This is a genomic window from Palleronia abyssalis (genome assembly GCF_900302445.1).
Classification (GTDB): domain Bacteria; phylum Pseudomonadota; class Alphaproteobacteria; order Rhodobacterales; family Rhodobacteraceae; genus Palleronia; species Palleronia abyssalis.
In genome coordinates this window covers 639,371-663,162 of the sequence record NZ_ONZF01000002.1, presented here as the reverse complement: position 1 = coordinate 663,162, position 23,792 = coordinate 639,371, and the positions used below count along the sequence as shown (strand labels likewise).

18 protein-coding genes are annotated in these 23,792 nt (G+C 61.3%); 8 read left to right on the top strand and 10 right to left on the bottom strand.

The features are described 5' to 3' along the window. Positions 1-19: 19 nt before the first annotated feature. The gene (gene polA / locus PAA8504_RS07000) at positions 20-2,809 is read right to left on the bottom strand and encodes a DNA polymerase I (RefSeq protein ID WP_108893423.1); all 2,790 of its coding nucleotides are present in this window, start codon (positions 2,807-2,809) and stop codon (positions 20-22) included. A gap of 136 nt (positions 2,810-2,945) precedes the next feature. Beyond that, positions 2,946-3,656: a hypothetical protein gene (locus PAA8504_RS06995; protein WP_108893422.1), complete on the bottom strand. Its 711-nt coding sequence runs from the start codon at positions 3,654-3,656 to the stop codon at positions 2,946-2,948. Positions 3,657-3,736: 80 nt separating this feature from the next. On the opposite strand from PAA8504_RS06995, the gene PAA8504_RS06990 reads away from it, so the two are divergent. Further along, positions 3,737-4,714, top strand: coding sequence for a 1-phosphofructokinase family hexose kinase (locus PAA8504_RS06990; RefSeq protein WP_108893421.1), 978 nt, complete (start codon positions 3,737-3,739; stop codon positions 4,712-4,714). Here PAA8504_RS06990 and PAA8504_RS06985 read toward each other — a convergent pair. Both PAA8504_RS06985 and PAA8504_RS06980 read right to left on the bottom strand, forming a co-directional pair. Further along, positions 4,711-8,163, bottom strand: coding sequence for a chromosome segregation SMC family protein (locus PAA8504_RS06985; protein ID WP_108893420.1), 3,453 nt, complete (start codon positions 8,161-8,163; stop codon positions 4,711-4,713). The two genes, PAA8504_RS06990 and PAA8504_RS06985, sit on opposite strands and share 4 nt — an antisense overlap. 120 nt (positions 8,164-8,283) lie before the next feature. After that, positions 8,284-8,466, bottom strand: coding sequence for a hypothetical protein (locus PAA8504_RS06980; RefSeq protein WP_108893419.1), 183 nt, complete (start codon positions 8,464-8,466; stop codon positions 8,284-8,286). 37 nt (positions 8,467-8,503) lie between these two features. On the opposite strand from PAA8504_RS06980, the gene PAA8504_RS06975 reads away from it, so the two are divergent. Beyond that, positions 8,504-8,971 (top strand): GNAT family N-acetyltransferase, encoded by a 468-nt coding sequence (locus PAA8504_RS06975; protein ID WP_108893418.1) that lies wholly within the window; start codon positions 8,504-8,506, stop codon positions 8,969-8,971. Here the strand turns inward: PAA8504_RS06975 and trhA are convergent. The 4 genes from trhA to PAA8504_RS06955 all read right to left on the bottom strand — a co-directional run bounded on the left by trhA (position 8,958) and on the right by PAA8504_RS06955 (position 13,686). After that, complete coding sequence (gene trhA / locus PAA8504_RS06970) at positions 8,958-9,629, bottom strand: PAQR family membrane homeostasis protein TrhA (protein WP_108893417.1); 672 nt, start codon at positions 9,627-9,629, stop codon at positions 8,958-8,960. The genes PAA8504_RS06975 and trhA overlap by 14 nt on opposite strands. A 23-nt stretch (positions 9,630-9,652) precedes the next feature. Continuing rightward, on the bottom strand, positions 9,653-11,290 hold the full coding sequence (locus tag PAA8504_RS06965; RefSeq protein WP_108893416.1) for a thiamine pyrophosphate-dependent enzyme: 1,638 nt from the start codon (positions 11,288-11,290) through the stop codon (positions 9,653-9,655). Between the two features lie 102 nt (positions 11,291-11,392). Continuing rightward, positions 11,393-11,821 carry a large conductance mechanosensitive channel protein MscL gene (gene mscL / locus PAA8504_RS06960; RefSeq protein WP_108893415.1) on the bottom strand — a complete coding sequence of 143 codons (429 nt, stop codon included), beginning with the start codon at positions 11,819-11,821 and terminating at the stop codon, positions 11,393-11,395. 215 nt (positions 11,822-12,036) lie between these two features. Further along, on the bottom strand, positions 12,037-13,686 hold the full coding sequence (locus tag PAA8504_RS06955; RefSeq protein WP_108893414.1) for a hypothetical protein: 1,650 nt from the start codon (positions 13,684-13,686) through the stop codon (positions 12,037-12,039). A 456-nt stretch (positions 13,687-14,142) separates the two neighbouring features. On the opposite strand from PAA8504_RS06955, the gene PAA8504_RS06945 reads away from it, so the two are divergent. The 6 genes from PAA8504_RS06945 (at position 14,143) to PAA8504_RS06920 (ending at position 19,609) form a co-directional block, all read left to right on the top strand. Beyond that, entirely contained in the window at positions 14,143-14,517 is a 375-nt protein-coding gene (locus PAA8504_RS06945) for a response regulator (RefSeq protein WP_108893412.1), read from the top strand. After that, entirely contained in the window at positions 14,514-16,469 is a 1,956-nt protein-coding gene (locus PAA8504_RS06940) for a chemotaxis protein CheA (RefSeq protein WP_108893411.1), read from the top strand. The genes PAA8504_RS06945 and PAA8504_RS06940 overlap by 4 nt, the downstream gene beginning before the upstream one ends. Further along, positions 16,466-16,936, top strand: coding sequence for a chemotaxis protein CheW (locus PAA8504_RS06935; RefSeq protein WP_108893410.1), 471 nt, complete (start codon positions 16,466-16,468; stop codon positions 16,934-16,936). Before PAA8504_RS06940 ends, PAA8504_RS06935 begins: the two co-directional genes overlap by 4 nt. Positions 16,937-17,057: 121 nt before the next feature. Then, positions 17,058-17,567, top strand: coding sequence for a chemotaxis protein CheW (locus tag PAA8504_RS06930; RefSeq protein WP_108893409.1), 510 nt, complete (start codon positions 17,058-17,060; stop codon positions 17,565-17,567). Between the two features lie 96 nt (positions 17,568-17,663). Next, positions 17,664-18,512, top strand: a complete 849-nt coding sequence (locus PAA8504_RS06925) for a CheR family methyltransferase (protein ID WP_108893408.1) — start codon at positions 17,664-17,666, stop codon at positions 18,510-18,512. Beyond that, positions 18,512-19,609, top strand: coding sequence for a protein-glutamate methylesterase/protein-glutamine glutaminase (locus PAA8504_RS06920; protein ID WP_108893407.1), 1,098 nt, complete (start codon positions 18,512-18,514; stop codon positions 19,607-19,609). Before PAA8504_RS06925 ends, PAA8504_RS06920 begins: the two co-directional genes overlap by 1 nt. 827 nt (positions 19,610-20,436) lie before the next feature. Here PAA8504_RS06920 and ligD read toward each other — a convergent pair. Together ligD and ku are read right to left on the bottom strand one after the other, a co-directional pair. Next, positions 20,437-22,911 carry a DNA ligase D gene (gene ligD, locus PAA8504_RS06910; protein ID WP_108893405.1) on the bottom strand — a complete coding sequence of 825 codons (2,475 nt, stop codon included), beginning with the start codon at positions 22,909-22,911 and terminating at the stop codon, positions 20,437-20,439. Then, positions 22,911-23,753 carry a non-homologous end joining protein Ku gene (ku, locus tag PAA8504_RS06905; RefSeq protein WP_108893404.1) on the bottom strand — a complete coding sequence of 281 codons (843 nt, stop codon included), beginning with the start codon at positions 23,751-23,753 and terminating at the stop codon, positions 22,911-22,913. The genes ligD and ku overlap by 1 nt, the downstream gene beginning before the upstream one ends. Positions 23,754-23,792: the final 39 nt, after the last annotated feature.

Sequence of the window (23,792 nt, the reverse complement as noted above, 5' to 3'; positions counted from 1 at the left end):
GGGACAGCGTCGCGGGGGATCAGTGCGCGGCGGCCCAGTTGGGGCCCTGCCCCGCATCCGCGTCGAGCGGGACGGTCAGGTGGACGGCGGGGGCGGACGCGCTTTCCATCACCTCGCCGGCCGCGGCAATCAGGGCGTCCTCGTGGCCCGCGTCCACCTCGAACAGCAGTTCGTCGTGGACCTGAAGCAGCATGGTCGCTGGCAGGCCTTCGATGGCGGCCTCCATCCGGATCATGGCGCGACGGATGACGTCGGCGGCCGTGCCCTGGATCGGGGCGTTGATGGCCGCGCGCTTGGCGAATCCGGCGCCGGGCCCCTTGGCATTGATCTCGGGCGTGTTGATGCGCCGACCGAACAGGGTCTGGACGTAGCCGTGTTCCTTGGCGAAGGCCGTCGTCTCGGCCATGTAGTCCTTGATGCCGGGAAACCGCTCGAAATAGCGGTCTATGAAGCCCTGCGCCTCGTCGCGGGGGATGCGCAGGTTGCGGGCAAGTCCGAAGCCGCTGATCCCGTAGATGACGCCGAAATTGATCGCCTTCGCCTGGCGGCGGATGTCGGAGGTCATCTGATCAAGCGGCACGCCGAACATCTCGGACGCCGTCGTCGCATGGATGTCCTGCCCGTCCTTGAAGGCCTGCTTCAGCGCGTCGATCCCGGCGATATGGGCGAGGATGCGCAGCTCGATCTGGGAGTAGTCGAGCGACACCAGCGTCTTGCCCTCGGGCGCCACGAAGGCCTCGCGGATGCGGCGGCCTTCCTCGGTCCGGACGGGGATATTCTGCAGGTTCGGATCGGTCGAGGCGAGCCGGCCGGTGTTGGCCCCGGCAATGGAGTAGGACGTGTGGACGCGGCCCGTCACGGGGTCGATATGGTCCTGCAGCGCGTCGGTATAGGTCGATTTCAGCTTCGAGACCTGCCGCCAATCCAGGACCTTGCGCGGCAGCTCATGCTCGGTCGCGAGATCCTCGAGCACGTCGGCGCCGGTGCCGTAGGCGCCCGTCTTACCCTTCTTCCCACCCGGCAGGCCCATCCGGTCGAACAGGATGTCGCCCAACTGCTTGGGGCTGCCCACGTTGAACTCCTCGCCCGCAAGCTCGCGGATCTCGGCTTCGAGCCCGGCCATCTTCTGGGCAAAGGCGCCGGACATGCGCGACAGCGTTTCGCGGTTCACTGCGATGCCCGCCATCTCCATCCGGGCGAGGACGGGGATCAGGGGGCGTTCCAGCGTCTCGTAGACGGTGGTGACCTTGGCCCGGTGCAGGCGGGGCTTCAGCATCTCGTGCAGGCGGAAGGTGACATCGGCATCCTCGGCCGCGTAGCGCACGGCCTTGTCCACGGGGACCTTGTCGAAGGTGATCTGGCTTTTACCGGTGCCGATCAGCTCCTTTATGGGGATGCAGGTGTGGGTGAGGTAGCGTTCGGCCAGCGCGTCCATGCCGTGCCCGTGGAGCCCGGCGTGCTGCGCGTAGGAGATCAGCATCGTGTCATCCACGGGGTGCAGATCGATGCCGTTCCGGGCGAGGATCTTGTAGTCGTACTTGGCGTTTTGCAGGACCTTCAGCACACTCTCGTCCTCGAGAAGCGGCTTGAGCAGCGCCAGCGCGCGATCCATGGGCATCTGCCCTTCAGCCAGTGCGTCGGTGGCGAAGAGGTCGGCCTCGGCGTTCTCCTTATGGCCGAGCGGGATATAGCACGCCTCGCCAGGGGCGAGCGCGAGGGAGACGCCGACCAGCAGCGCCTGCATCTCGTTCAGGGCAGTGGTTTCGGTGTCGACGGCCACGATGCCCTGATCGGTCGCGCGGGCGATCCAATCCTCAAGCTCGGCTTCAGTCCGGATCCAAGTATATTCCTCGGGGAACGGCGGCTGTTCGGGGGCGTCCGGCGTGGCATCTGCCGTCGGCTCGGGCATCGCGGGGGCGTCGAACCCCAGCTCGCCCGACACGCGGCGGACGATGGACCGGAATTCCATCTGGGTCAGGAAGTCCAGAAGCGGTTCGGCCTCGGGGGGCTTCACCTCGAGGCTGTCGAGGTCATAGTCCAGCGCCATGTCGCAATCGAGCTGGACGAGCTTCTTCGACAGCTCGATCTGGGCGCGTTGCTCGATCAAAGTCTGGCGGCGCTTGGGCTGCTTGATCTCCTCGGCGCGGTCCAGAAGCTGTTCCAGGGTGCCGTATTCATTGATCAGCTGTGCGGCAGTCTTGATGCCGATTCCGGGCGCGCCGGGAATGTTGTCGACCGAGTCGCCGGCCAGCGCCTGCACGTCCACGACACGTTCCGGCCCCACGCCGAACTTCGCTTCGACCCCTTCGCGGTCGATGACGGTGTTCTTCATGGCGTCGAACATGACCACGCCGTCCCCGACGAGCTGCATCAGGTCCTTGTCCGAGCTGATGATCGTCACGCGCCCCCCGGCGTCGCGGGCCTTGCACGACAGAGTGGCGATAATGTCGTCGGCCTCGAACCCTTCCTGTTCAAGACAGGCGAGGTTGAAGGCGCGGGTGGCGTCGCGGGTCAGCGGGATCTGCGGGCGCAGATCCTGGGGCATCTCGTCCCGGTTGGCCTTGTAGAGGTCGTACATGTGATTGCGGAACGTGATCGACCCCTTGTCGAACACCACCGCCGCATGGGTCGGCGCGTCGGGGCCATTGTTGTCCTGAATCATCTTCCACAGCATGTTCACGAAGCCGGACACGGCACCGACGGGCAGCCCGTCGGACTTGCGGGTCAGAGGCGGCAACGCGTGGAACGCCCGGAAGATGAAGGCCGATCCGTCGACCAGATGCAGGTGGGATCCTTTGCCGAAGGCCATCGTCTCGATCTCCGCGGGTTGGTGCGCCGGGCTGGTGTCGCATGGAACGGCGCGGGGTTCCAGAGACGGGGAGCTTGGGGGCGCTGCCCCCGCCGCTTCGCGGCTCCCCCGGGGTATTTTTCCAAGGATGAAGGGGTCAGGCCGGGTCGCAGAGGCGTTCGCGGATGCGCGCGCCCCCTTTGCGGTCGGGCGTCAAGGGTGCGGCGCGGGGCGGCCCTTCGCCGAGGCGTTGCGCCAGGGGGATGTCCGCGACGATGTTGCCGAACTGCTGTCCGAGCTCCGGCCGACCGTCGAGGAGGGGATCCCGTGGGCCGGGCGGCAGGGGAAAGCCGAACGGGACCTCGGGGGCGATATCAGCCGTGACCACCCCGCGGGGCGGCTCTGGCGCTGGGTCTTGACGTGCGGCAAAGGTCTGGCACAGCGCAATGTCGGAGACTGCCCGCGCCATGCGATCCGGTGCGGTCAGGTCGATCAGGTGGCCCTTCTTGCGGGCGACGCCGGCGCTGAACGTCAGGGCCTCGGGCAGATCGACGACTTCGGTGTCGGGGCCGAAAAGCGTGTCTTCGCCCTGCCACTCCTCACCCATCGCGGCGTGCAGCGTGTACGTGCCGGGCGGCATCAGCAGGCGGAAGAAGCGGCCGCCTTCGATATAAGCAGTGACCGCGATCTGGCCCGAGTCGGCTGTGCGCAGGACCAGATAGACGTCCAGGCCGGAGTCGGTCTTGATCTGAAGCGGCAGGGTCAGGGGAAGACCGGTGCGGTTTTCGATCAGCCCATGGTTGGGCTGGGCCAGCACGGGCTGAGCGAGGCTGAGCAGAAAGAGAACGGCGAGGCGCAGGATCGTCATGCGATGACCTTAGACCCGGGCTTGGGACGGACCAAGGGGGGCCGCTTGACAAGACCGCGACCGCACGCACCTTTCCCGCCATGTCCATCGATCACATTCCGGCGGTGCTGACCGTCACTATGAACCCCGCGCTGGACCTTGCGACGGCGGCCGAGCGGGTCGTGCCGGGGCCGAAGCTGCGCTGCGACGTCGCGCGGGTCGATCCCGGGGGCGGCGGCATCAACGTAAGCCGCCTGGTTCAACGCCTGGGCGCCGACACCACGGCCTTCGTGGCCTTGGGCGGGGGCAACGGGCAGCGCTTGCTGAAGGCTTTGGAGCACGAGGGCATTTCGGTCCGCGTGATCCCCGTGGCAGGGGAGACCCGCGCCAGCCTTGGCGTCACGGATCGGTCCACCGGCGAGCAGTACCGGTTCGTCCTGCCGGGGCCGGACCTGTCCGAGAAGGAGTGCGAGGGTGCCATTTCCGCGCTGCTGGAAGAGGCGGCGCCGGGAGATTTCGTGGTTCTGTCAGGCTCTCTCCCGGCAACGGCCGTCCCTGGCTTTCCCCGCGACCTGGCATACGCCTTGAGGGAGGGAGGCACGAAGCTGGTGATCGACACGTCCGGCGCAGCGCTGGCCGACCTGCTGGCCCGCCCCGACCCCGATCACCGTCCAGAAGTTCTGCGCTTCGATCATCTGGAGGCGCAGGAAGCCGCAGGCCGCGCCCTGCCCACCCGGGATGATACCGCCCGGTTTGCCGCAGACATCGTTGCATCAGGGGCAGCGCGGTTCGTTGTCGTGGGGCGCGAGGCCGAAGGGAACCTGCTGGCTTCAGGCGACGGCGTGTGGTTCGCGCGCGCGGCGAAGGTTGAGAAGGTGGTCTCCACCACGGGCGCGGGCGACAGCTTTCTGGGCGCGTTGACCTATGCGCTGGCGATCGGTACGTCCGCGCCCGAGGCGTTGCAATGGGGCACGGCCGCCGCTTCCGCGGCCGTCATGACCCCGGCCACCGATCTGTGCGATGCCGAGACGGTCGAACGGTTGCGCCCTGACTGCACGATCGAGGACGTCGCGATCTAGGCGACCATCTGCTCGGCTCGCTTGAGGTCCACGCTGACCAACTGGCTGACGCCTTGTTCACCCATAGTCACACCGAACAGGCGGTCCATCCGGGCCATAGTGACCGCGTGGTGGGTGATGATCAGAAAGCGGGTGGCGGTCTGGCGCGTCATCTCGTCCAGCAGATCGCAAAAGCGGGTGACATTCGCGTCGTCCAGCGGCGCGTCGACCTCGTCCAGCACGCAGATCGGCGCGGGGTTCGCAAGGAAGACCGCGAAGATCAGCGCCATGGCGGTCAGCGTCTGCTCTCCCCCCGACAAAAGTGACAGGGTCGACAGTTTCTTGCCCGGCGGCTGGCACAGGATTTCGAGGCCGGCATCCAACGGATCGTCGGATTCGATCAGCTCCAGCCGGGCATCGCCACCGCCGAATAGGCTGGTGAACAACATCGAGAAGTTGCGGTTCACCTCGTCGAAGGCCGTCAGAAGACGCTCGCGCCCCTCACGGTTCAGCCCGGCGATCCCTTTGCGCAGTTCGGCAATGGCGGCTTCAAGATCGGCTTTCTCGTGAATCAGTGTGCCGTGCTCGTCCTCGACCTCCTTCGCGTCTTCTTCGGCGCGCAGGTTCACCGCGCCCAAGCTGTCGCGCTGGCGACGCAGGCGGGCGATCTCTTCCTCGATTTCCCGGGCTGGGGGCAGGTTCGCGGGGTCGGTTACCGACAACCGGTCGAGCAGGGCATCGGGCGCGATCCCGAGGTCGTCCTCGATCCGGTCGGCCGCGGCAGTAACGGCGGTTTGCGCGGCCTCGGCCTGGGCCCCGGCTGCCGCGCGGGCTTCGCGCGCGTCGCCCGCCGCGCGTTCGGTCGCGCGCTCGGCCTCGGCCGCGGTGTGCAGGGCGGCCTCTCCCTGGTCCAACGCCTGTTTCGCGCGGTCACGACGGGCTGCGGCTTCGGTCAGATTGCGCCCGGCCTTCGCCTGCTTCTCGGCAATGGAGCGGGGGGCGGCTTCGGCGTCGGCCAGCTCCCGCTCTGTCCGGGTGCGGCGGCCCAGCAGATCGTCCAGCCGGCCACCCGCGCTGTCCAGACGACCGCGCCATGACGCGAGGTCCTTCGCGATGGCCTGGCGACGTTTCGCGCGCGCCTCGCCCTCGCGCTTCAGTTCGTCATGGGCGGCGCGGCGGGCCATCGTGGTCATGCGCGCCGCCTCGACGGTCGTCTTCACGTCGGCCACGCGGGCGCGCAGGCTGTCCAGGTCGGCAAGCCCGTCCATGCCCTTCTCGGCCTCGAGCAGACGTTCGCGGGCGGACCTGGCCTCGGCCTCGTGGCGCACGACGGCGTCTTCCGCGGCCTCGCGCTTGCCCTGCGCCAGGTCGCGATCGGCCTCGGCGCGCGAGAGGGCGCGCGCCAGATCGGTGACGCGGGCATCGGCTTCGCGACGGGCCGTCCGGGCAGAGCGGTCGGCCTCGGTCAGGTCGGCCAGGCGCGACTGCAGCGCGGCGTGACGGTCGGCGGCGGCCTTGGCGCGGGCCTCGGTTTCGGCCAGTTCGCGCGACAATGCCTCCAGCCGGTTGCGTTGCTGAAGGCGCAGGGCGGCCTGGCTCGGGGCGTCCTGCGGCAGGGCGCGAAAGCCGTCCCAGCGCCACAGGTGCCCTTCGACGCTGACGAGGCGCTGCCCCGGCATCAGGTCGGGCTGCATCCGGTCCCCGCCCCCGGCCCCGACAAGGCCGATCTGCGCCAGGCGGCGGGCCAAGGCTGCGGGCGCCGAGACGTACTGCGCCAGCGGCGTCGCCCCGTCGGGCAAGGGATGGGCGCTGGCGTAGTCGGGCATCGCTACCCAACCCGTGCCTCGATCCACCAAAGGGGCGCGCAGGTCGTCGGCCAAGGCAGCGCCCAATGCCGTTTCGTAGCCCGCTGTAACGTCGATCCGGTCCATCAGGCTTTCGCCCTGCCCCGCATCGCGCGACACGAGCCTTTCAAGCGCGCGGTGTTCGGCCTGAAGCGCGCCCCGCTCGCCCTCAGCCTCGGACTTCGCGGCGCGCGCCTCGGCTTCCTCGGTCTGGGCCTTTGCGCGGGCCTGTTCGGCCGCGTCGAGCGTCTGTTCGGCGCGCAGGGCCAAATCGGCGGCGGCGCTGCTTTCGGACGTGGCAGTTTCAACGCGACACTGGGCATCGGCAAGGGCGGCATCGGCCTGCTCCACGGACGCGCGTGCCGTTCGGGCAGCCGTTTCGGCGCGGTCCAAGGCCGTGCGGCAATCGTGCAGCAACCGTTCGGCCGACTGATGACGGGCGGCCAGGCGGGCGACATCCTCGGTCAGGGTGGCCAGTGCGCCCTCTCGTTCCCCCAACGTGCGCGCAGCCTCGTCTGCCGCCGCCTTCGCGCCTGCCAGATCGTCGTCGAACCCGTCCTCGGCCTTTTGCAGATCGGCGTCTTCAACCACCAGCCGGGCGATGGACTGATCCGCGTCGGCGTTCAGCGACTCCTCGCGCTCGGCATCCCGGTCAAGCTGGCGCAGACGCCCCGAAAGCCGCTGGATCCGCTCCTCGGCCTGTCGGGCCTGATCGGCCAAGGTTGCCGCCTCGACCTCGAGGCGCTGGACGAGGGTTGAGGCGATGCTGTCCTCCTCACGCAGCGCCGGGAGGGCGGATTCGGCCGCCTCGCGCGCCTCCCCTGCAGCCGCGGCGTCACGTTCCGCGCCAGCGGCTGCGGACGACCGCTCGCGCAGCGTCACGGTGGCGCGGGCCAACGTATCCTCTGCCTCGCGCCAGCGGCGATAAAGCAGCAAGCCCTCGGCCCGACGCAAGCGGTCCCCAATCTCGCGATATTTCGCGGCCTGCCGCGCCTGGCGGGCCAGCGTGGCCAGTTGCTGCGACAAAGCCTCGACCGTATCGTCGACGCGGGTCAGGTTCGCCTCGGCCGCTTTCAGCTTCAACTCGGCCTCGTGCCGGCGCTGGTACAGGCCCGAGATGCCAGCTGCCTCTTCCAGGATGCGGCGGCGGTTCTTCGGCTTGGCGTGGATCAGCTCGGAAATCTGGCCCTGCCGGACAAGTGCCGGCGATTGCGCGCCGGTCGAGGCGTCGGCGAACAGCATCTGCACGTCGCGCGCGCGGACGTCCCGCCCCTGCGCCTTGTAGGCCGAGCCTGCATCGCGGGTGATGCGGCGGACGATCTCGATCAGGTCGCCGTCGTTGAAGGCCGCGGGGGCCAGCCGTTCCGCATTGTCGATGATGAGGGAGACTTCGGCGAAATTGCGGGCAGACCGGGTCGAGGTGCCGGCGAAGATCACATCTTCCATCCCGCCCCCGCGCATCGCAGTCGGGCGACTTTCGCCCATCACCCAGCGCAACGCTTCGAGAAGGTTCGACTTGCCGCACCCGTTAGGTCCCACGACCCCGGTCAGACCATCCTGAATGACGAGGTCGGTGGGATCAACGAAGGACTTGAAGCCATTGAGGCGAAGTCGCGTGAACTGCATTCCGGTCCCGATTTGCGTGATCAAGCCGAAATGATCGTAATGACGGGCGCCTGTGTCAACGCCCGTCCTTCAATATCAGGATTTGATAACAGCCTTATCCACAAGATATGGGAAGGCGGCCTACTCCTTGCCGTCGTGGGATTCCGGGCCCCGGATCGGCTTGTCACGCCGTTCGTCGATGGCGACATCCTCGTCCGGGGTCGAGGGCTTATCGTATTTCGTCTTTCCCTTGCCCTTGTCCACCTCTTCGGCGCCACTGCGACCGAAATCGGATTTCTTGCTTTTTTCGTTGTCGTGGGACATTTCGTCATCCTTTGAGAGGTCAACAGAGAACGTCGCTATGGGGATCGAAGTTTCGCGCGCGGATGTCGCAGATGAGGGCGTGCAGGCCTGCTTGGCCGAAAGTGCTGCCCTGATGGCCGCCCTGTTCCCGCCAGAGGACAACCACGGCATCGCCCCGGGCGCCGAAGACCCGGAGTTGTGCATGTTCGCCGCCCGGGAGGGGGGACGCGTGATTGGCACGGCTGCCATGGCCCCGCGGGACGGGTACGGGGAGGTGAAGGCGATGTTCGTCTCACCCGGCCTGCAGGGGCACGGCATCGGCGCACAGCTTCTGGCGGCGGTCGAGGACGAAGCACGCGCCCGGGGGATCGATTGCCTTCGACTGGAAACCGGGGCGCCCCTCGCCGCGGCATGCCGCCTATATCGGAAGGTGGGCTATCGGGACCGCGCGGCGTTCGGGGAGTATGCCGACGGCACAACTTCGATCTTCATGGAGAAAACGCTGACGCCCCTCAGCCCACCGTGAAGACCGGTTCGATCACGCGGATCAGTTCGACATACATGGCGGCGTAAAACAGCGACGACGCGACCAGGACGAACACGTGCCAGATCGCGGTGTTGAACGGCAGCCGCTCCCACAGGAAGAAGACGACCCCAACGGTATACAGCAATCCGCCCGCAACGATCAGGCCGACGCCACCGGGCGTGAGGCCGGCGAAGATGTCCCGGCCGAACCAGACGCCCACCCATCCCATCCCGAGATAGAGCGCAAGGCCCAGCCAGCGCAGCTTGTGTGGCGCAATGATCTTCAGCGAGGATCCGCCCAGCGCCACCGCCCACAGACTGGCCAGAAGCGCCATCCCGCCCCCGCCGGTCAGGGCGACCAAGGGCGTGAACGTCCCCGCGATCTTGAGGTATATCGCCGAATGGTCCAGCCGCTTGAAAACCGGAGTGAGCCGGTTCTCGGCCGTCATGTTGTAAAGCGCGGAACACCCAAGCATGCCCAGAAGCGTCGCCCCGTATACCGACACGGCCATCACCACGCCGACTTCGCCCCGCCGTTCGACGGACAACCAGATCAAGACAGGCACCGCCGCCAGCGCGAGGGATAGGCCCACGATGTGCACGGCGGCGTCGGATAGCCGTTCGGCCCGAGCGAAGCGTCTGGGGTAATCGAAAGTCATACCTGGAAGATAGCCCGGTTCGGTTACGATTTCACCAACTTCAACGCTGCGTCGTCGAGGCTTTTCGACGGCCCGAGTGTTCTTGGATCCAGCTTCAGCTCGATAACGGCCGGCACCCGGCTTTCTTCGGCGGCGCGGAACGCTTCCGGGAACGCGGCATCGTCGGTCACCACGGCGCCGTATCCGCCATAGGCCCGCGCAAGGGCCGCGAAATCCGGATTGGCCAGGTCCGTCCCCGAAACCCGGCCCGGATAGGTCCGTTCCTGGTGAGCGCGAATGGTCCCATATCGGCCATTGTTGGCGACGATGACGATGGGGGTCGCACCGAACTGGTGGGCCGTCGACATCTCGTTCAGCGTCATCTGAAAGCACCCGTCACCGGCAAAGCAGACCACCTGCCGGTCGGGGTACGCCAGGCTGGCGGCGATGGCCGCGGGAAACCCGTACCCCATGCTTCCGCTCGTCGGGGCAAGCTGGGTTCCGAGGCGGCGCCATCGGTAATAGCGGTGAAGCCAGGCGGCATAATTCCCCGCCCCGTTCGTCACGATCGCCGTATCTTCGAGGTGTTGCGCCAACCAAGCGACCACCCTCTCCTGCCGGACATCGCCGGGGCTGGCGATGGGGCTCTGCCACGCGTCGAATGCCGCGCGCGCTTCGGCCATACCACGCCCCGCCACCGGTTCGGTGCCCGCCAACAGCAGGGCCGCGTCGTCGGCCCGGGCCACCACTGCCAGATCGGCGCGGTGGACACGCCCGATTTCATCCGGGTCCGGGTGGACATGGATCAGGCGCCCAGCCGGACGGGCGGGGTCCAGCGCCGAATAACTGCCGCTCGTGATGTCGCCTAGCCGGGTCCCAAGGGCCAGGACGACGTCCGCCTCGGATAAACGGCGGAACAGGTCGGGATTGCCGCCAACGGACAAGTCACCCGCGTAACACTGGCGATGGTTGTCGATCCGGTCCTGCCGACGGAACGAGACTGCGATCGGCAGATTGCTGGCCTCTGCCCAGTCGGCCAGGGCATCGGCGGCCTTCTGACTCCAATGAGGCCCGCCGACGACGATCAACGGCTGTGAAGCCTGCGCGAGGGCTTCGCGAATTGAACCGATGTGACCCGGCTCTGATCGCGCGCGTGCCGTGGGGCGCAGATCGGGAATCTCAGCCTTTGCCGAAAGCATGTCCTCCGGGAGGGCCAGAAGCACGGGACCGGGGCGCCCGGATTGCGCGATGTGAAAGGCACGATTGATATATTCCGGGAGGCGCGCGGTATCGCCCACTTCGGCGGCCCATTTCACCAGGCTTCCGAAAACCGCGCGGTAGTCGAGTTCCTGGAACGCTTCGCGGTCGCGGTGCCCTCTCGCAATTTGCCCTACGAAACACACAAGCGGGGTGGAATCTTGCCGCGCAACATGGAGGCCGCTGGCCGCATTCGTGGCCCCCGGACCGCGCGTGACAAACAGAACTCCGGGGCGGCCCGTCAACTTTCCCGCGGCATCGGCCATCATCGCCGCGCCGCCCTCGTGACGACATACCACATTCTGGATCCCGCTTTCGTAAAGGCCGTCCAGCGCGGCAAGAAAGCTTTCCCCCGGGACCGAGAATACACGGTCGACGCCATGAACCCTTAACGCATCGACAAGAATTTGACCGCCATGTCGCATATGACTTCAGCCCCCCGGGTTGCCGCCCAACCTCGCACGAGGGCGCGTGCACCACGCTTCGCATCCCGTCCGCCGGGGAACAAGATGCCGGTGGGACGCGGCCTAGCGCCTGAGACTGTCGCGGATATCGATCAGGACGTCCAACTGCGACGGCCCGGTGTGAACCTCCGGCGCAATATCGTCGGGTTTCTCGGCTATCGATTTGATCCTGTTTACCGTTCTTACGAGGAAGAAGACCACGAGCGCGATGATCAGGAAATTGACAACGGCGGTGAGGAAAGACCCGTAGGCGAAGATAGCCGCCCCGGCATCCCGCGCAGCGTCCAAGCCGACGCCGGTCGGCACATCACCCGATAGAACGACGTACATGGACGTAAAATCGATTCCACCCAGTATGACACCTATCAGCGGGTTGATGATGTCCCGCACCAGACTGTTGACGATGCCGGTGAACGCAGCGCCTATAATGATGCCCACCGCCAGATCGATGACATTTCCCTTGGCGATGAAGTCTCTGAATTCCTGAATCAATGGTTTGGCCCCCTGAAGACATCTGTTTGGCTGGATAGATGGCAGAGGAAGACTACGGGTGGAAGCAGTGATGGCCGTCTATTCTATGCTTCCGGCACCGGCGCTCGTACTGTGATCACCGGGTGAATTCCGGAGACCACAGTACGAGCGAACAGCTTTGTCCGACCTAGGCACTGCAAGACAAACAGCGGCCCTACTTAGAACATCCGACCTTGTCATAGCATGAAATCATCAAGGTCCTCATCCGCGACCGCCTCACTTTCGGACTGTTCAGGAAGGCCGAGAGCATCCCGATGGACGACACGTTCCTCATCCATGGTGTATGTATCATACAGCCAAGTCAGGTCTGCCGACGTGACGACTTCAGTCGAACTCGGGGGCGGAAGCGAAGTGGCCAATTCGGCAACAGAGGCGGCTTGTTCTGCAGCTGCTTCGAAGGAATGGCTTGCCGCCGCGGATGCGCCATCGAGTCTATCGGCCAAGGCCAGAAGCTTGCGGCGGACTGTTCGCACATGGTCAATGGTTTCGGATTGCCTGGCCCCCTCTGACGCGGCGGCTCCCTGTAACTCGACCAAGGTTTCGAGATCACGGTTGAGGCTGCATTCGGCCAACGCTTGCGATGTCTTCTTGATGTGCGACAAGGCCCCGGTAACGTTGTGGATCAAGGTCGAAGTCTCGTCGACAACGTCCTTGACGGAACCGGCCAAGAATTTAAGAGGCGACGTCTGGGACCCGATCCGATGCGCGACAACCGAAGCATTGTGGACAGATGTCTCCAGTTCTGCGTTCAAGCGTACCGCGGACTCCAGATTTTCCTGTGTTTCATCAATGTGCACCGCCAGCCCATGAAGCAACTTCAAGGCCGCGTCGAACTGCTCGCGTGCGCGGGCAACCGAATCAAGCATCTGCTCATTCGCTCGGCTGCTCGCGGACATCCATTCATCAGAAGGATTGGTTGCTTCGCGCCGTTCGAATATCACCGGATTTTGCTCCAGCGAGCCCTTAAGAGACAGTAGAGATTCTTTCGCCGAGGAACACACCTCCGACAGTGACTTCGACATGGCCATCAGTTGGGCCGATACGACCTTGGCAAGAGCTGGAGCCTCATCCGGAGCGGTTTTCCCCAGCGCCGCGATAGCCGTTCGCATGTGCTCGGCTCGCTGCGCGAAACTGTCAGGGAACTGAAGACAGCCTATCAGTCCTGCAACCGACCGTCGAACATCGGCGTCCAATCGATGCGCGTCATCGCGAACCCGAGCCATGTGGGCATGATGCGCCTTTTCCAACGCATCGAGTTTGGCGCTTTCTTCCATCGTACTGTCCGACAGCGCTCGGAACTCCAATCCAATCGTAGTCAGGCGGTCACGAGCCAATCCGCTCTGCCGCTGTGTTTCACGTACGAGTTCGGTGGAGCGAAGTGCCGCCTCCTGAAGCTCCACACAACGACTGTCGAGAGTTTCGGTGAATGAGTTGAGACGCGCGACGGATTCGTCGACCCCGGTCTGGGTGATCTTGGTTAGATATGAAATCGTCGTAAGCGTGACCGTGTGCTTCTTCATCTCCATCAGCGAACCGGAAATCCGAATCAAAGCTCCTTGAAACTCACGATCCGTAAGAGACCCCGCGGCACTTTCAGCCGCGCCTGCCGCAGAAGAGGCGTTGCTTAAGAAGGCCTGAAACGTTCCACCAGCGGACTCACGCGTCTCAGAGGGCGCGATAGCAGTCAAGAGCTCCTCGACCGAAGCGGCGAACTCCTTCGCGGCATCCCGAATCGTCTCCAATTCAAAAAAGGCGACCGAAAAGGCGCCCGAGATCTCGGTCGCGAGACGCTCAAGGTTGTTATCGAGCGAGACGTGCACCGTCATGGAAGCCCCCTTTCCTACTCTGACTTTCGCTTGACCTATGCCGGAAAGGTTATCCGTTGATGAAGATCCACGGCCCAGTACTTAAAAACATGCAGAGATCCCGGGAAGTCGTTTACGAATAATTTCCGTTCTCTGAGCGATAAACCTGCAAAACAAGCCGAGAGGTGAATATGCCAGCCGCCAGCCCACGCGACGAGATCGCATTCAATTTCCCACCCGATCTGGACGCAGGAAACATATCGGAGATCTATTTGGAGCTCCTTTCCATATCACAGAAGGTAGAAGGAACAGATAGTGTCGTGACTTTGGACTTCGCTGACTCCGGCGAAAAAGTCAGTCCGCTTTCAATGCAACTTTTGGTAAGCGCGCAGCGAACCTTCGCGGACGGAAACCTAAAACTTGGCCAAAATGCTGAAGCCGTTATGTCGGAAATCGGTAGGTCCCGGGAGATTTAAGATGGCGAAAACAGTTCTTAGTGTCGACGATTCGAAGAGCATCCGCGATATGATCGGATTCACTCTTGAACCAAACGGGTACGAGGTAATCGGCGCAGGCGATGGACTCGAAGGCCTAGCGGCACTCTCCGAGAACAAAGTGAGTTTGGTCGTCTGCGATCTGAATATGCCCAATATGAACGGGATCGAGATGATAAAGAAAGTCAGGGAAGACCGTCGCTTTGACGGAATTCCTGTCGTGATGCTGACCACCGAGGCTCAAAAAGAGAAAATGCTCGAGGCGAAGGAAGCTGGTGCTGCCGGATGGCTCGTCAAACCGTTCAATGAGGAAAAACTCGTCGCTGTCGTGACCAAGATGATCGGGGCGGGCCAATGAATCCGGCAGCCGAGTCCTTTATTCAAGAAGCACGTGACATTCTTGATGAGCTAGAAGGAATTCTTCTGGAGCTCGAAGCTCAACCTCGCAACCCGGAAAAAATCGACGCGGTCTTCAGAGCTCTTCATACGTTGAAGGGCTCCGGGGCTATGTTCGGCTTTGTTACGCTTTCAGAATTCACGCATCACTTTGAAAATGCGTACGAAAAAGTTCGAACAGGCGTCGCGACAGTCACTCCAAAGCTTATTCAGCTCTCGTTATCATCTCGTGACCACCTGGAACGCATGCTCAACGACGGGCCTGACGAAGATGGCACGCCATCCCTGGATGATGAAACTAATGATCTCATCAAAAAGATTGAGACCCTTTATAATGAAGAGGGTGGAGAAGAAAGTGAAGCTGACAATCTTCAACGTATTAGAATACGCTTTAAACCCGACGAATCCGCCCTGCGCAATGGAATGCGTCCTGACCTAATTCTAGAGGAACTCGCAGATTTAGGCGAGTCCTCCGTAATCATGATCTACGATGATGTTCCGAACCTGCCGTCGCTTGATCCGACAGTCTGCCATATAGCGTGGTACGTAGACCTGAAAACTAGTGCTCCACGGAATGCGGTCGAAGACGTATTTATCTTTGCTTCAGATTGGGAACTATCATTCGAGCGAATCATAGAAGAGAGAAATAAGGGGTTAGTCGACGGGAAAGCGAAAAGCGCAAACTCTGAGCCACAAGCTGACGCAGATCAACCGGTATCAAAACCGAGCAAGACGCGAGCCGGGTCTCAAATGGAATCCGTTCGGGTTCAGTCTTTTCGCCTTGACGAATTGATGGACCAACTGGGTGAACTTGTGATTGCACAGGCCCGACTGAACCGGATCTCCAGTGAGCTCGGTGACGTTGGCCTAGCAGGAACGGCCGAAGAAGTTGAGCGGCTGGTTACCGGGCTGCGCGACACCACGCTTTCGATCCGAATGCTCCCTCTTGAACTGGTCTTCGGAAAGTTTAAGCGTGTTGTGCGCGACTTGTCCAACGAACTCGGGAAAAACGTCACTTTAAAGACCGATGGCGGCGAAACAGAAGTCGACAAGAACGTTATCGATAGCCTAACGGAACCGCTCGTTCATATCATTCGGAATTCAATCGATCATGGCATTGAAAGCCCTGATTATCGCAAAGCATCCGGAAAGCCAGAACTTGCTGAGCTGACAATGGCGGCGCGACAGTCAGGTGGTGAAGTATTGATCACCGTCAGCGACGATGGGCGCGGACTTGACCCCGACGCAATCAGGAAGAGAGGACTTGAGCGCGGCCTTATACCCGGGGATTCGGATCTTACTGAAGATCAGCTCTTTAGTCTTATTTTTGAACCAGGCTTTTCCACGGCGGAGACGCTATCAAGCGTATCTGGTCGCGGCGTCGGAATGGATGCCGTGCGACGCGTCATTGATGACCTAAGGGGAAGCGTTGAAGTCAGATCGAAGAGGGGACAGGGCACAGAAGTGACGCTCCGTCTGCCGCTCACCCTGGCAATCATTGAAGGTCTTTTGGTAAGGGTCGGCCGTAATTCATTTGTACTCCCATTGTCTAATGTCGAGGAATGCGTAGAGCTTCCTCCCTGTGAGGAACTACGGAAGAGCGGTCGCACTCTCCTTCGCATTCGGGAACAGCTTGTTCCTTTCCTCAGCCTGGATACGATGTTTGGATTTCCTCGCGAAGAAAGTGACGATCGGCGTGTGGTAATTACGAATGTAGAAGGCCGTCGAACTGGCTTGATCGTGGATGAGGTAATTGGGCAGCATCAAACTGTTATCAAGCCACTCAGTGCGTACCACAGAAACATCGAAGGACTTGCCGGCTCTACTATCCTTGGGGATGGTGCAGTTGCATTGATAATAGATGCCGCCGCAATCGTACGACGCGCACAAAGTAATCAGAGGACTGCGGCATGAGCAACCCCTTAGAGACGAGTGAAATAGCCCAAGCTCTTACTTTCTCCCTAGAGGACGAAACGTTCGCGATTCCGGTTGGGAACGTCAGTGAGATCATTGACCCGCTGCCAATAACCGCAGCGCCCAATGCGAACCGATCTGTTCCCGGGTTGGTGAACGTTAGAGGGGCAATTGCCCCGGTTTTAGATTTACGCCATCGATTAGGCATGATGCCCGGAAATATCAGTGAGTCTAGTCGAATGCTAATACTTGACTTTTCCGTGGAGGGAGAAACAACGAAGGTGGCAATTTTGGTTGATGATGTAAATGATATTACTGAGTCAACGCAGCATGATCTTGAATCTATCCCGCAACTTGGAGCCAAATGGCCAGCTGAATTAATCAAGGGTGCGTTTCGAATAGATGGTAATATAGCAATTCTTCTCGACGTAAATGCCGCTCTTGCGCCTGAACTGCCCGGTATCTAGGGAATACAATATTTCGAGAAGCAAGGAAATCCGTCTGCGCCGACCTCGTAGGGAACCGAGGGATATGAGGTTGCGCAATACACCCGACCAAGAAAAATAGCAATTATTGTGCGAGGCCTAAATGTTCGATGAAAACTCTCTGAATACATTCGACGATTCCTCCGGCCTGGAGCAATCGACAACGTATTTAACGCTTGATCTTGGTGGTCAAATTCTTGGCATCGAAGTCTGCTACGTTCGGGAGATACTAGACGAACAACCCATTACCAAAATTCCGAATGCCCCAATGGACGTTTTAGGCGTAGTCGACGTTCGCGGATCGAGTGTTCCTATTGTTGACTTACAGTCACGCTTAGGAATGGCACACGGCGAGAGCCGAGATGAGGCCAGAATTATTGTACTTGAGCTAATGAGCGAGGGAGAGACCTATCCCATTGGCATGCAGGCGGACAGAGTACATGACGTCGAACAAATCCCGGCTGAATTGATCGAACCGGTTCCAAGTCGCGGGTTCGGAGATTTTGATTTCGGCACATTGAAAGGTTTGTATCGAAAGAATTCAAATCTGGTAGTTTTAGTGGACTTGGAACAATTATTCTCTAGCCCGGCAACCGAGATGTTACTCGCCTGACCATTGCATAACGTTCTGGTCACCAAACCGATACTAGCTGCCCTCTTCTATCACCCCTTATTGCCACAAAAATGATTCCGCCAGAGAGTGCCCGCGATGCTTGATAGTTTAAACATGCCTAAATCTACGCCGCTTAGTCAACGGGATAGCTCGCAGCTGGTAAGCATGGCGCGTGATCTAGTTGGCATTTCTCTTGACGAACGGAAGACTGATTTCTTATTAGGTCGCCTGAATCGAAGACTCGCCTTCAACGGCCTCAATAGCTATAGTGAATACATTGAATTGGTCAAAAAAGACGCGGCGGAGAAACTGGCTTTTGCCGAAGCATTGACGACTCATACTACCAGTTTCTTTCGCGAGAAGTTACAGTACGACTGGCTTATGAATGAGGGATTGCCCGAGCTTTGCCGCGGAACGAAAAAGTCAGATGATCTTACAGTTTGGAGCGCTGCTTGCTCGACCGGCCAAGAAGGATACAGCGCACTTTTTGTCCTTCATCAGTTCTTTGATAACACGCCCCATTGCTCAAACTTTCGCGTTATTGGAACGGACATTTCTCGACCGGTAATTCGCAGAGCCGCTACGGCAGTATACTCAGGGCGCGAGGTCGCCGATATTCCCACGGAACTACGCAGAAAATTCTTAATGGAGTCGGTAAAATCTCCGGATGTCTTCAGGATCGTGCCTGAACTTAGGAAACAGACAAAATGGAAGAAAGCGAACCTGGCCACTACTGAAGGCCTGGACGGTATCTCAGCCGATATAGTTTTTCTACGCAATGTACTTATATATTTCGACCCTGGAACACGAGAAACGATCATCGATAATATTTATCGACGCCTGCGACCCGGTGGATTCTTTTTTACCGGCCACACTGAAGCATCTCAGGTTCGGCGTGAAGGTTTGGAAGTTATCCGCCCTTCAATTTTTCGGAAAGTTTCTTAATGCAACCTCCCTTTAAAGTAAAGCGGGTACTGCTCGTCGACGATAGTGCAGTTGTTCGCCAAACCCTTTCCGAAATTATTTCGGCTCATCCTCAGCTCGAAGTTATGGCAACCGCCAATGATCCTTTTCAGGCGGCAGAGCGTTTGCGCCGTGAGGTTCCAGATGTCGTGGTACTGGACGTCGAGATGCCCCGAATGGATGGGATAACCTTCCTTCGCAAACTGATGGCGCAGCGACCTTTGCCCGTGGTGATCTGCTCAACCCTCGTAGGTGAGGGGAGCCGGAGCTTTCTTGCCGCCCTGGAAGCGGGCGCTGTCGACGTAATCAAAAAGCCGAACATATCAACTCGCCAGTTCCTGCATGAATCGTCAATACGTATTCAGGATGCTGTCCTTGCCGCCGCGCACGCCCGGCCCCGACCTGTTAAACCGGCAGATACACCGTCGAAATTCAGCGCCGACGCCATTTTGCCTCCCGCTACGCAAGCAGCTATGGTGCAGACTACTCATAAAGTTGTTGCGATCGGAGCATCAACGGGCGGAACCGAGGCATTGCGGTGCGTGCTTCAAGCTATGCCGCGAACATCGCCACCAATCTTGGTGGTCCAGCACATGCCAGAAACCTTCACTGCAAACTTTGCGCGACGATTGGATGAACTGTGCCAAATAACCGTAAAGGAGGCTTCCGATGGTGACAGTGTACTGCCCGGGGAGGCTTTGATTGCGCCAGGTGGGAAGCACATGCTGCTTACGAGGAGCGGAGCGAATTATCGCGTGCAAGTGAAGGAAGGGCCTTTGGTAAATCGTCATCGACCCTCGGTCGATGTTCTGTTTAGGTCTGTTAGTCGCATGGCTGGCCGCAACGCTGTGGGGGTCATCATGACCGGAATGGGAGACGACGGGGCTCGCGGTCTGAAGGAAATGCGCGATCAAGGAGCGCGCACTATTGGGCAGGATGAAGCTAGTTCAGTTGTATATGGCATGCCAGCCGAGGCGATGAAGCACGGAGCTGTAGAAACCCAAGTATCGCTTTCGGAAATCCCGAATTCGATCCTGCGGATGATCAACGCGTCTAGTTCCACGCGTACCAAGGCATGAGTTGCCAGCCCTGAACTCATAGCCAATAGAGGACCGGCGCAGCGAGCGTGATTGCGTAGAGTAGGACTTTGGGCACGTGTGGTATCGGGTGCCGTTCGTCGCCAATCGCTGAATGCAAGGATGCTGTTCGTACCTGCGCCGGTAATACAGAATTGGCGTCTTCCGCCGTTTGCGGACGGAGATGCAGGCGCGTGTTTACGTGTCTTTCAGGGCTTCCCGGGACCAGTTGGATTTTTGGCCGCGTTCCAAAGGCAGCCAGTCGTTATTCAGCGTGCTAACTCATTACGCCCGCGCACCGAAAAGTCCCCGACTGGTCCTGAAGTCAACGAACTGGTTGAGGGGACAGCTCTGGGTATCGATATTGGCGTCTATTTTCTGGTTGCTGTCACACGAGGAGCGTCCCGTTAGGCGGTCACGCCCCCCCATTCTGGCTCCACTACTGCGCGCTGTGCGATACACGTTAAGGTAAGTTGCGTCTACCATTTCGACCGTCGCCACTTCTTTCAAGGTAGCCATTACTGTCATCATCTTCGCGTAGACATCACCTTCACAGCTTGCTGCCGTTCACCTTCGGGACCTTCAATGCATAGTAGGTGCCTTGTAGGGGGCATACTCTTTCGACGCGCGCTGCCTGCGCGACCTATCGCGGTTGCTACTAGTTATAACACTAAAGACGCATCGGTCATCGCCTCTCGCCGCGGCGTGGGACTTTTTGAGGTTGAACTCCCGACGCACCATCGCCAGATCGCTCAGCCAGAAAAAAGAGCGCCGTTCTGTTGCAAGAACGATAATTCGTGGACTTTGGCCGAAATCGATGGTGCCTAAGCCTAGCCCGCGGCCCAGTCTTCCAGCTTTTCCACCGTATTCTTCGTAATGGATTGCAGGTCCTCGGCCCGGGCAAGATAGGGGCAGGGATCCTCCAGCCGCTCCTTCACCGCGCTCATGGTGAAGGTGTTGGCGGCTTCCAGTTTCTTCAGCTCGGGCCACTCCACCGGAACGGCAACGGGAGCACCTTCGCGGGCCCGGACGGAATAGGGGGCGATGGCGGTCTGGCCACGCTCGTTCCTGGGCCAGTCGATGAAAATGCGTCCCTTGCGCTTGGCCTTCGACATGGTGGCGACAAAGCGGTCGGGCTCGGCCTCGGCCATGACATGCGCCAGCGTCTTGGCGAAACCCTTGACCGTGTCCCATCCGTGGCTGCGGCGCAGCGGCACCCAGACATGAATACCCTTCCCGCCCGTCACCATCGCGCCCGCCGCGATACCTAGGTCGTCCAACCGGTCGCGCAGATCGAAGGCGGCGGATTTGGTGTCGTCCCAGCCCAGCCCCTCATCCGGGTCGAGGTCGAAGATCATTCGGTCGGGGCGTTCCAGCTTGTCGGTTCGGCTGCCCCATATGTGAAACTCGATCGTGCCCATTTGCGCGGCGGCGACGAAGCTTTCAGGGCGGGTGGCGTACATGTAGGTTGCGGTTTGGCTGTCCTTCTCTTCGATCTCGATGTCCTGGATGGCGTCGGGGAAACCGTCGCTGGCGTGCTTCTGGAAGAAGGTCTGCCCGGACAGGCCCTTGGGTGCGCGCAGCAGGGACAGCGGTCGGTGGCCCGCGATCTCGGTCAGGCGCTCGCCAACCCGTTCGTAGTGGCGCGCAAGGTCCAGCTTGGTGCAGCCCGAGGTCGGGAATACCTCACGCTCGGGCGAAGAAATGCGCTCGCCGGCGACCCTGCCGTCATCCTTCGCCGCGCTGGAGGTCTTGGGCGGATCGGGGTCCTGCACCTTCGGCGTCTCCAGCGAGACGTCCTCGGCGGCCTTGTCGCCCCGTGTGCCCTGATAGGCGCCGTGCCGAATATGGCCGTCGGCGGTGAATTCGGTGAACTCGACCTCGACCACCGTTTCAGGGGTGACCCATTCGGCGTCCTGGGCGATGTCGTTCGGCACGTCCGTGAAGGGGGACGTCTTGCGGCTGTTGAAGCCCGAGGACAGCGCCTTCAGATCGTCCTGGCTGAACCCGGTCCCGACCCGGCCACGATAGCGCAAGCCGCCCTCGCCATATTCGCCGACCAGAAGGGATGAGAACGGGCGGTCCTTGTCGGACGGCGAGAAGCCGCCCACGACGAACTCCTGCCGCTTGGTGCACTTAACCTTCACCCACGCCTTCGAGCGGGTCGACTTGTAGGGTGACGACAGCTTCTTCGACACGATCCCCTCGGCGCCTTGCTTGCAGGCGGCCCGAAAGATCTCGGGGCCGTGTCCGACCACCTGATCGGTGATCCGCAGGGGGCCGTTCCCTGGCACGTCCGCGAAAAGCTTTTCCAGCGCGGCGCGGCGGTCGGATTGCGGCTGGCCGGTCAGGTCCTCGCCGTCCAGCGACAGGATGTCGAAGCAGTAAAACACCAGGTCGCCGCCATTCGACAGCGCGCGCTGCAAGGACGAGAAAGGCGAGCCCTTGATCTTCGCGGCCATGACCTCGCCATCCAGAAGGCAGGCATCGCAGGGCAAGGGGTCGAAGGCCCCGGCAAGTGCAGCGAACTTTTGGGTCCAGTCCTTGCCACCGCGGGTCCAGAGGGTGACGCCCCCCTTCCCCACGGCCGCCAAGGCGCGATAGCCGTCGAACTTGGTCTCGTGCGCCCAGTCGTCGCCCTCGGGCGCGTCGTCGACCAGCGTGGCCAACTGGGGCTTGCGGAACTTCGGCGCCTTGCGGTCCCGGTCTGGGCCGCCTTCGGCCAGTTCTTCGGCCTCGGCATCATGGGCGATGGCGTCCATGTCGCGCCCGGTCTTCACGCTGGTCCGATACTCAGCGGTCAGCGCATCGGAGTCGTCCTGCGTATGGTCATCCTTCTCCTTGATCAGAAGCCAGGCCCGATCCCCGCCCTTCTTGAACCGCACCAGCGCCCAGCCGCCCTCCATCCGATCACCCGACACGTCAAATTTCAGGTTCCCCTCCTCCAGCATCTGCTCCACGTCGCCGCGCGGGGTCCAGGTGCCTCTGTCCCACAGCATGACGGTGCCGCCGCCATATTCGTCCTCGGGGATGGTTCCCTCGAAATCGCCATAATCGTAGGGGTGATCCTCGGTCCGTTGGGCCAGCCGCTTGTCGCCGGTCTTCGGGCTGGGGCCTTTTGGGACGGCCCAAGACAGAAGCACGCCGTCCCATTCCAGCCGCAGGTCGTAATGCAGGGACGACGCGTCGTGCTTCTGGACCGAGAACCACAAGTCCGAGTCGCGCGTTTGCCCGGCCTTGCCCTGCGGCTCCTTCGTTTTCCGAAAGTCGCGCTTTTCGTTATAGTCCTTCAGCTTGTCAGCCATCACGATGCCTTCTTCTTGCTCCCGCCACCCTTCTTCTTCTTCGCGGAACCGCCCTCGTCCTCATCAAGGCTCTTTTTCAGCGCGGACATCAGATCCACCACGTTGTCGCCACTTTCATCGCTATCGTCGCCTGCCAGAACGCGGTCGGTATCCTCGTCCTTCCGCTTGGCCTCGATCAGCTTTTTCAGTGCCTGGTGATAGCTATCGGAATAAGCGCCCGCATCGAAAGGCTTCGACTTCTTCGCGATCAGCTGTGTGGCCAGTTCGAGCATATCCTCATCGACCTCTTCGTCCTGGATCTCGCTGAACATCGGCTCGGCCTCGCGGATCTCGTCGGCATAGCGCAGGGTTTCCAGCAGCAATCCGTCGCCACAGGGTCGGATCGCGGCCAGATGCTCTTTCCCGCGCAGTGTGATCTGGCACAGGGCGGCCTTCTTTTCGGATCGCAGCGCGTCGCGGATCACGCGATAGGCGTCCTCGGTCCCCTCGCCATTCGGGACCATGTAATAGGGCTTTTCGTAGTAAAGCGGCGGGATCTCGTCCTGGTTCACGAACTGCACCAGTTCCAGCCGCTTGGAGGTCTCGACCTTCAGCTCGTCCAGCTCCTCGGGCTCGATCAGGATGTAATCGCCATCGTCGGTCTCGTAGCCCTTAACGATGTCGTCGCGTTCGATCGGTCCCAAGCCCTTCACCGTCTTTTCGTAATGCACCCGCTTGCCCGAGGGCTTGTGGATCTGGCGAAACGAGATGCGCGCCCCGCTGGACGTGGCGGCATAGAGCTCGACCGCGATCGAGACGAGTGACAGCCGAAGCTGTCCGGACCAGACGGCGCGCGGGGCCATGGCGTATCCTCCTGTTTACCGGGGGACAACGACTCTGGG

Excerpts from the sequence above, each read along its gene's own strand:
- ligD (WP_108893405.1), bottom strand. The coding sequence starts at position 22,911 with ATGGCTGACAAGCTGAAGGACTATAACGAAAAGCGCGACTTTCGGAAA.
- PAA8504_RS06980 (WP_108893419.1), bottom strand. The coding sequence starts at position 8,466 with ATGTCCCACGACAACGAAAAAAGCAAGAAATCCGATTTCGGTCGCAGT.
- PAA8504_RS06955 (WP_108893414.1), bottom strand. The coding sequence starts at position 13,686 with ATGACGGTGCACGTCTCGCTCGATAACAACCTTGAGCGTCTCGCGACC.
- PAA8504_RS06975 (WP_108893418.1), top strand. The coding sequence starts at position 8,504 with ATGGGGATCGAAGTTTCGCGCGCGGATGTCGCAGATGAGGGCGTGCAG.
- PAA8504_RS06925 (WP_108893408.1), top strand. The coding sequence starts at position 17,664 with ATGCTTGATAGTTTAAACATGCCTAAATCTACGCCGCTTAGTCAACGG.
- PAA8504_RS06965 (WP_108893416.1), bottom strand. The coding sequence starts at position 11,290 with ATGCGACATGGCGGTCAAATTCTTGTCGATGCGTTAAGGGTTCATGGC.
- polA (WP_108893423.1), bottom strand. The coding sequence starts at position 2,809 with ATGGCCTTCGGCAAAGGATCCCACCTGCATCTGGTCGACGGATCGGCC.
- PAA8504_RS06985 (WP_108893420.1), bottom strand. The coding sequence starts at position 8,163 with ATGCAGTTCACGCGACTTCGCCTCAATGGCTTCAAGTCCTTCGTTGAT.
- PAA8504_RS06990 (WP_108893421.1), top strand. The coding sequence starts at position 3,737 with ATGTCCATCGATCACATTCCGGCGGTGCTGACCGTCACTATGAACCCC.
- PAA8504_RS06920 (WP_108893407.1), top strand. The coding sequence starts at position 18,512 with ATGCAACCTCCCTTTAAAGTAAAGCGGGTACTGCTCGTCGACGATAGT.
- PAA8504_RS06945 (WP_108893412.1), top strand. The coding sequence starts at position 14,143 with ATGGCGAAAACAGTTCTTAGTGTCGACGATTCGAAGAGCATCCGCGAT.
- trhA (WP_108893417.1), bottom strand. The coding sequence starts at position 9,629 with ATGACTTTCGATTACCCCAGACGCTTCGCTCGGGCCGAACGGCTATCC.
- PAA8504_RS06940 (WP_108893411.1), top strand. The coding sequence starts at position 14,514 with ATGAATCCGGCAGCCGAGTCCTTTATTCAAGAAGCACGTGACATTCTT.
- PAA8504_RS06930 (WP_108893409.1), top strand. The coding sequence starts at position 17,058 with ATGTTCGATGAAAACTCTCTGAATACATTCGACGATTCCTCCGGCCTG.
- ku (WP_108893404.1), bottom strand. The coding sequence starts at position 23,753 with ATGGCCCCGCGCGCCGTCTGGTCCGGACAGCTTCGGCTGTCACTCGTC.
- PAA8504_RS06995 (WP_108893422.1), bottom strand. The coding sequence starts at position 3,656 with ATGACGATCCTGCGCCTCGCCGTTCTCTTTCTGCTCAGCCTCGCTCAG.
- PAA8504_RS06935 (WP_108893410.1), top strand. The coding sequence starts at position 16,466 with ATGAGCAACCCCTTAGAGACGAGTGAAATAGCCCAAGCTCTTACTTTC.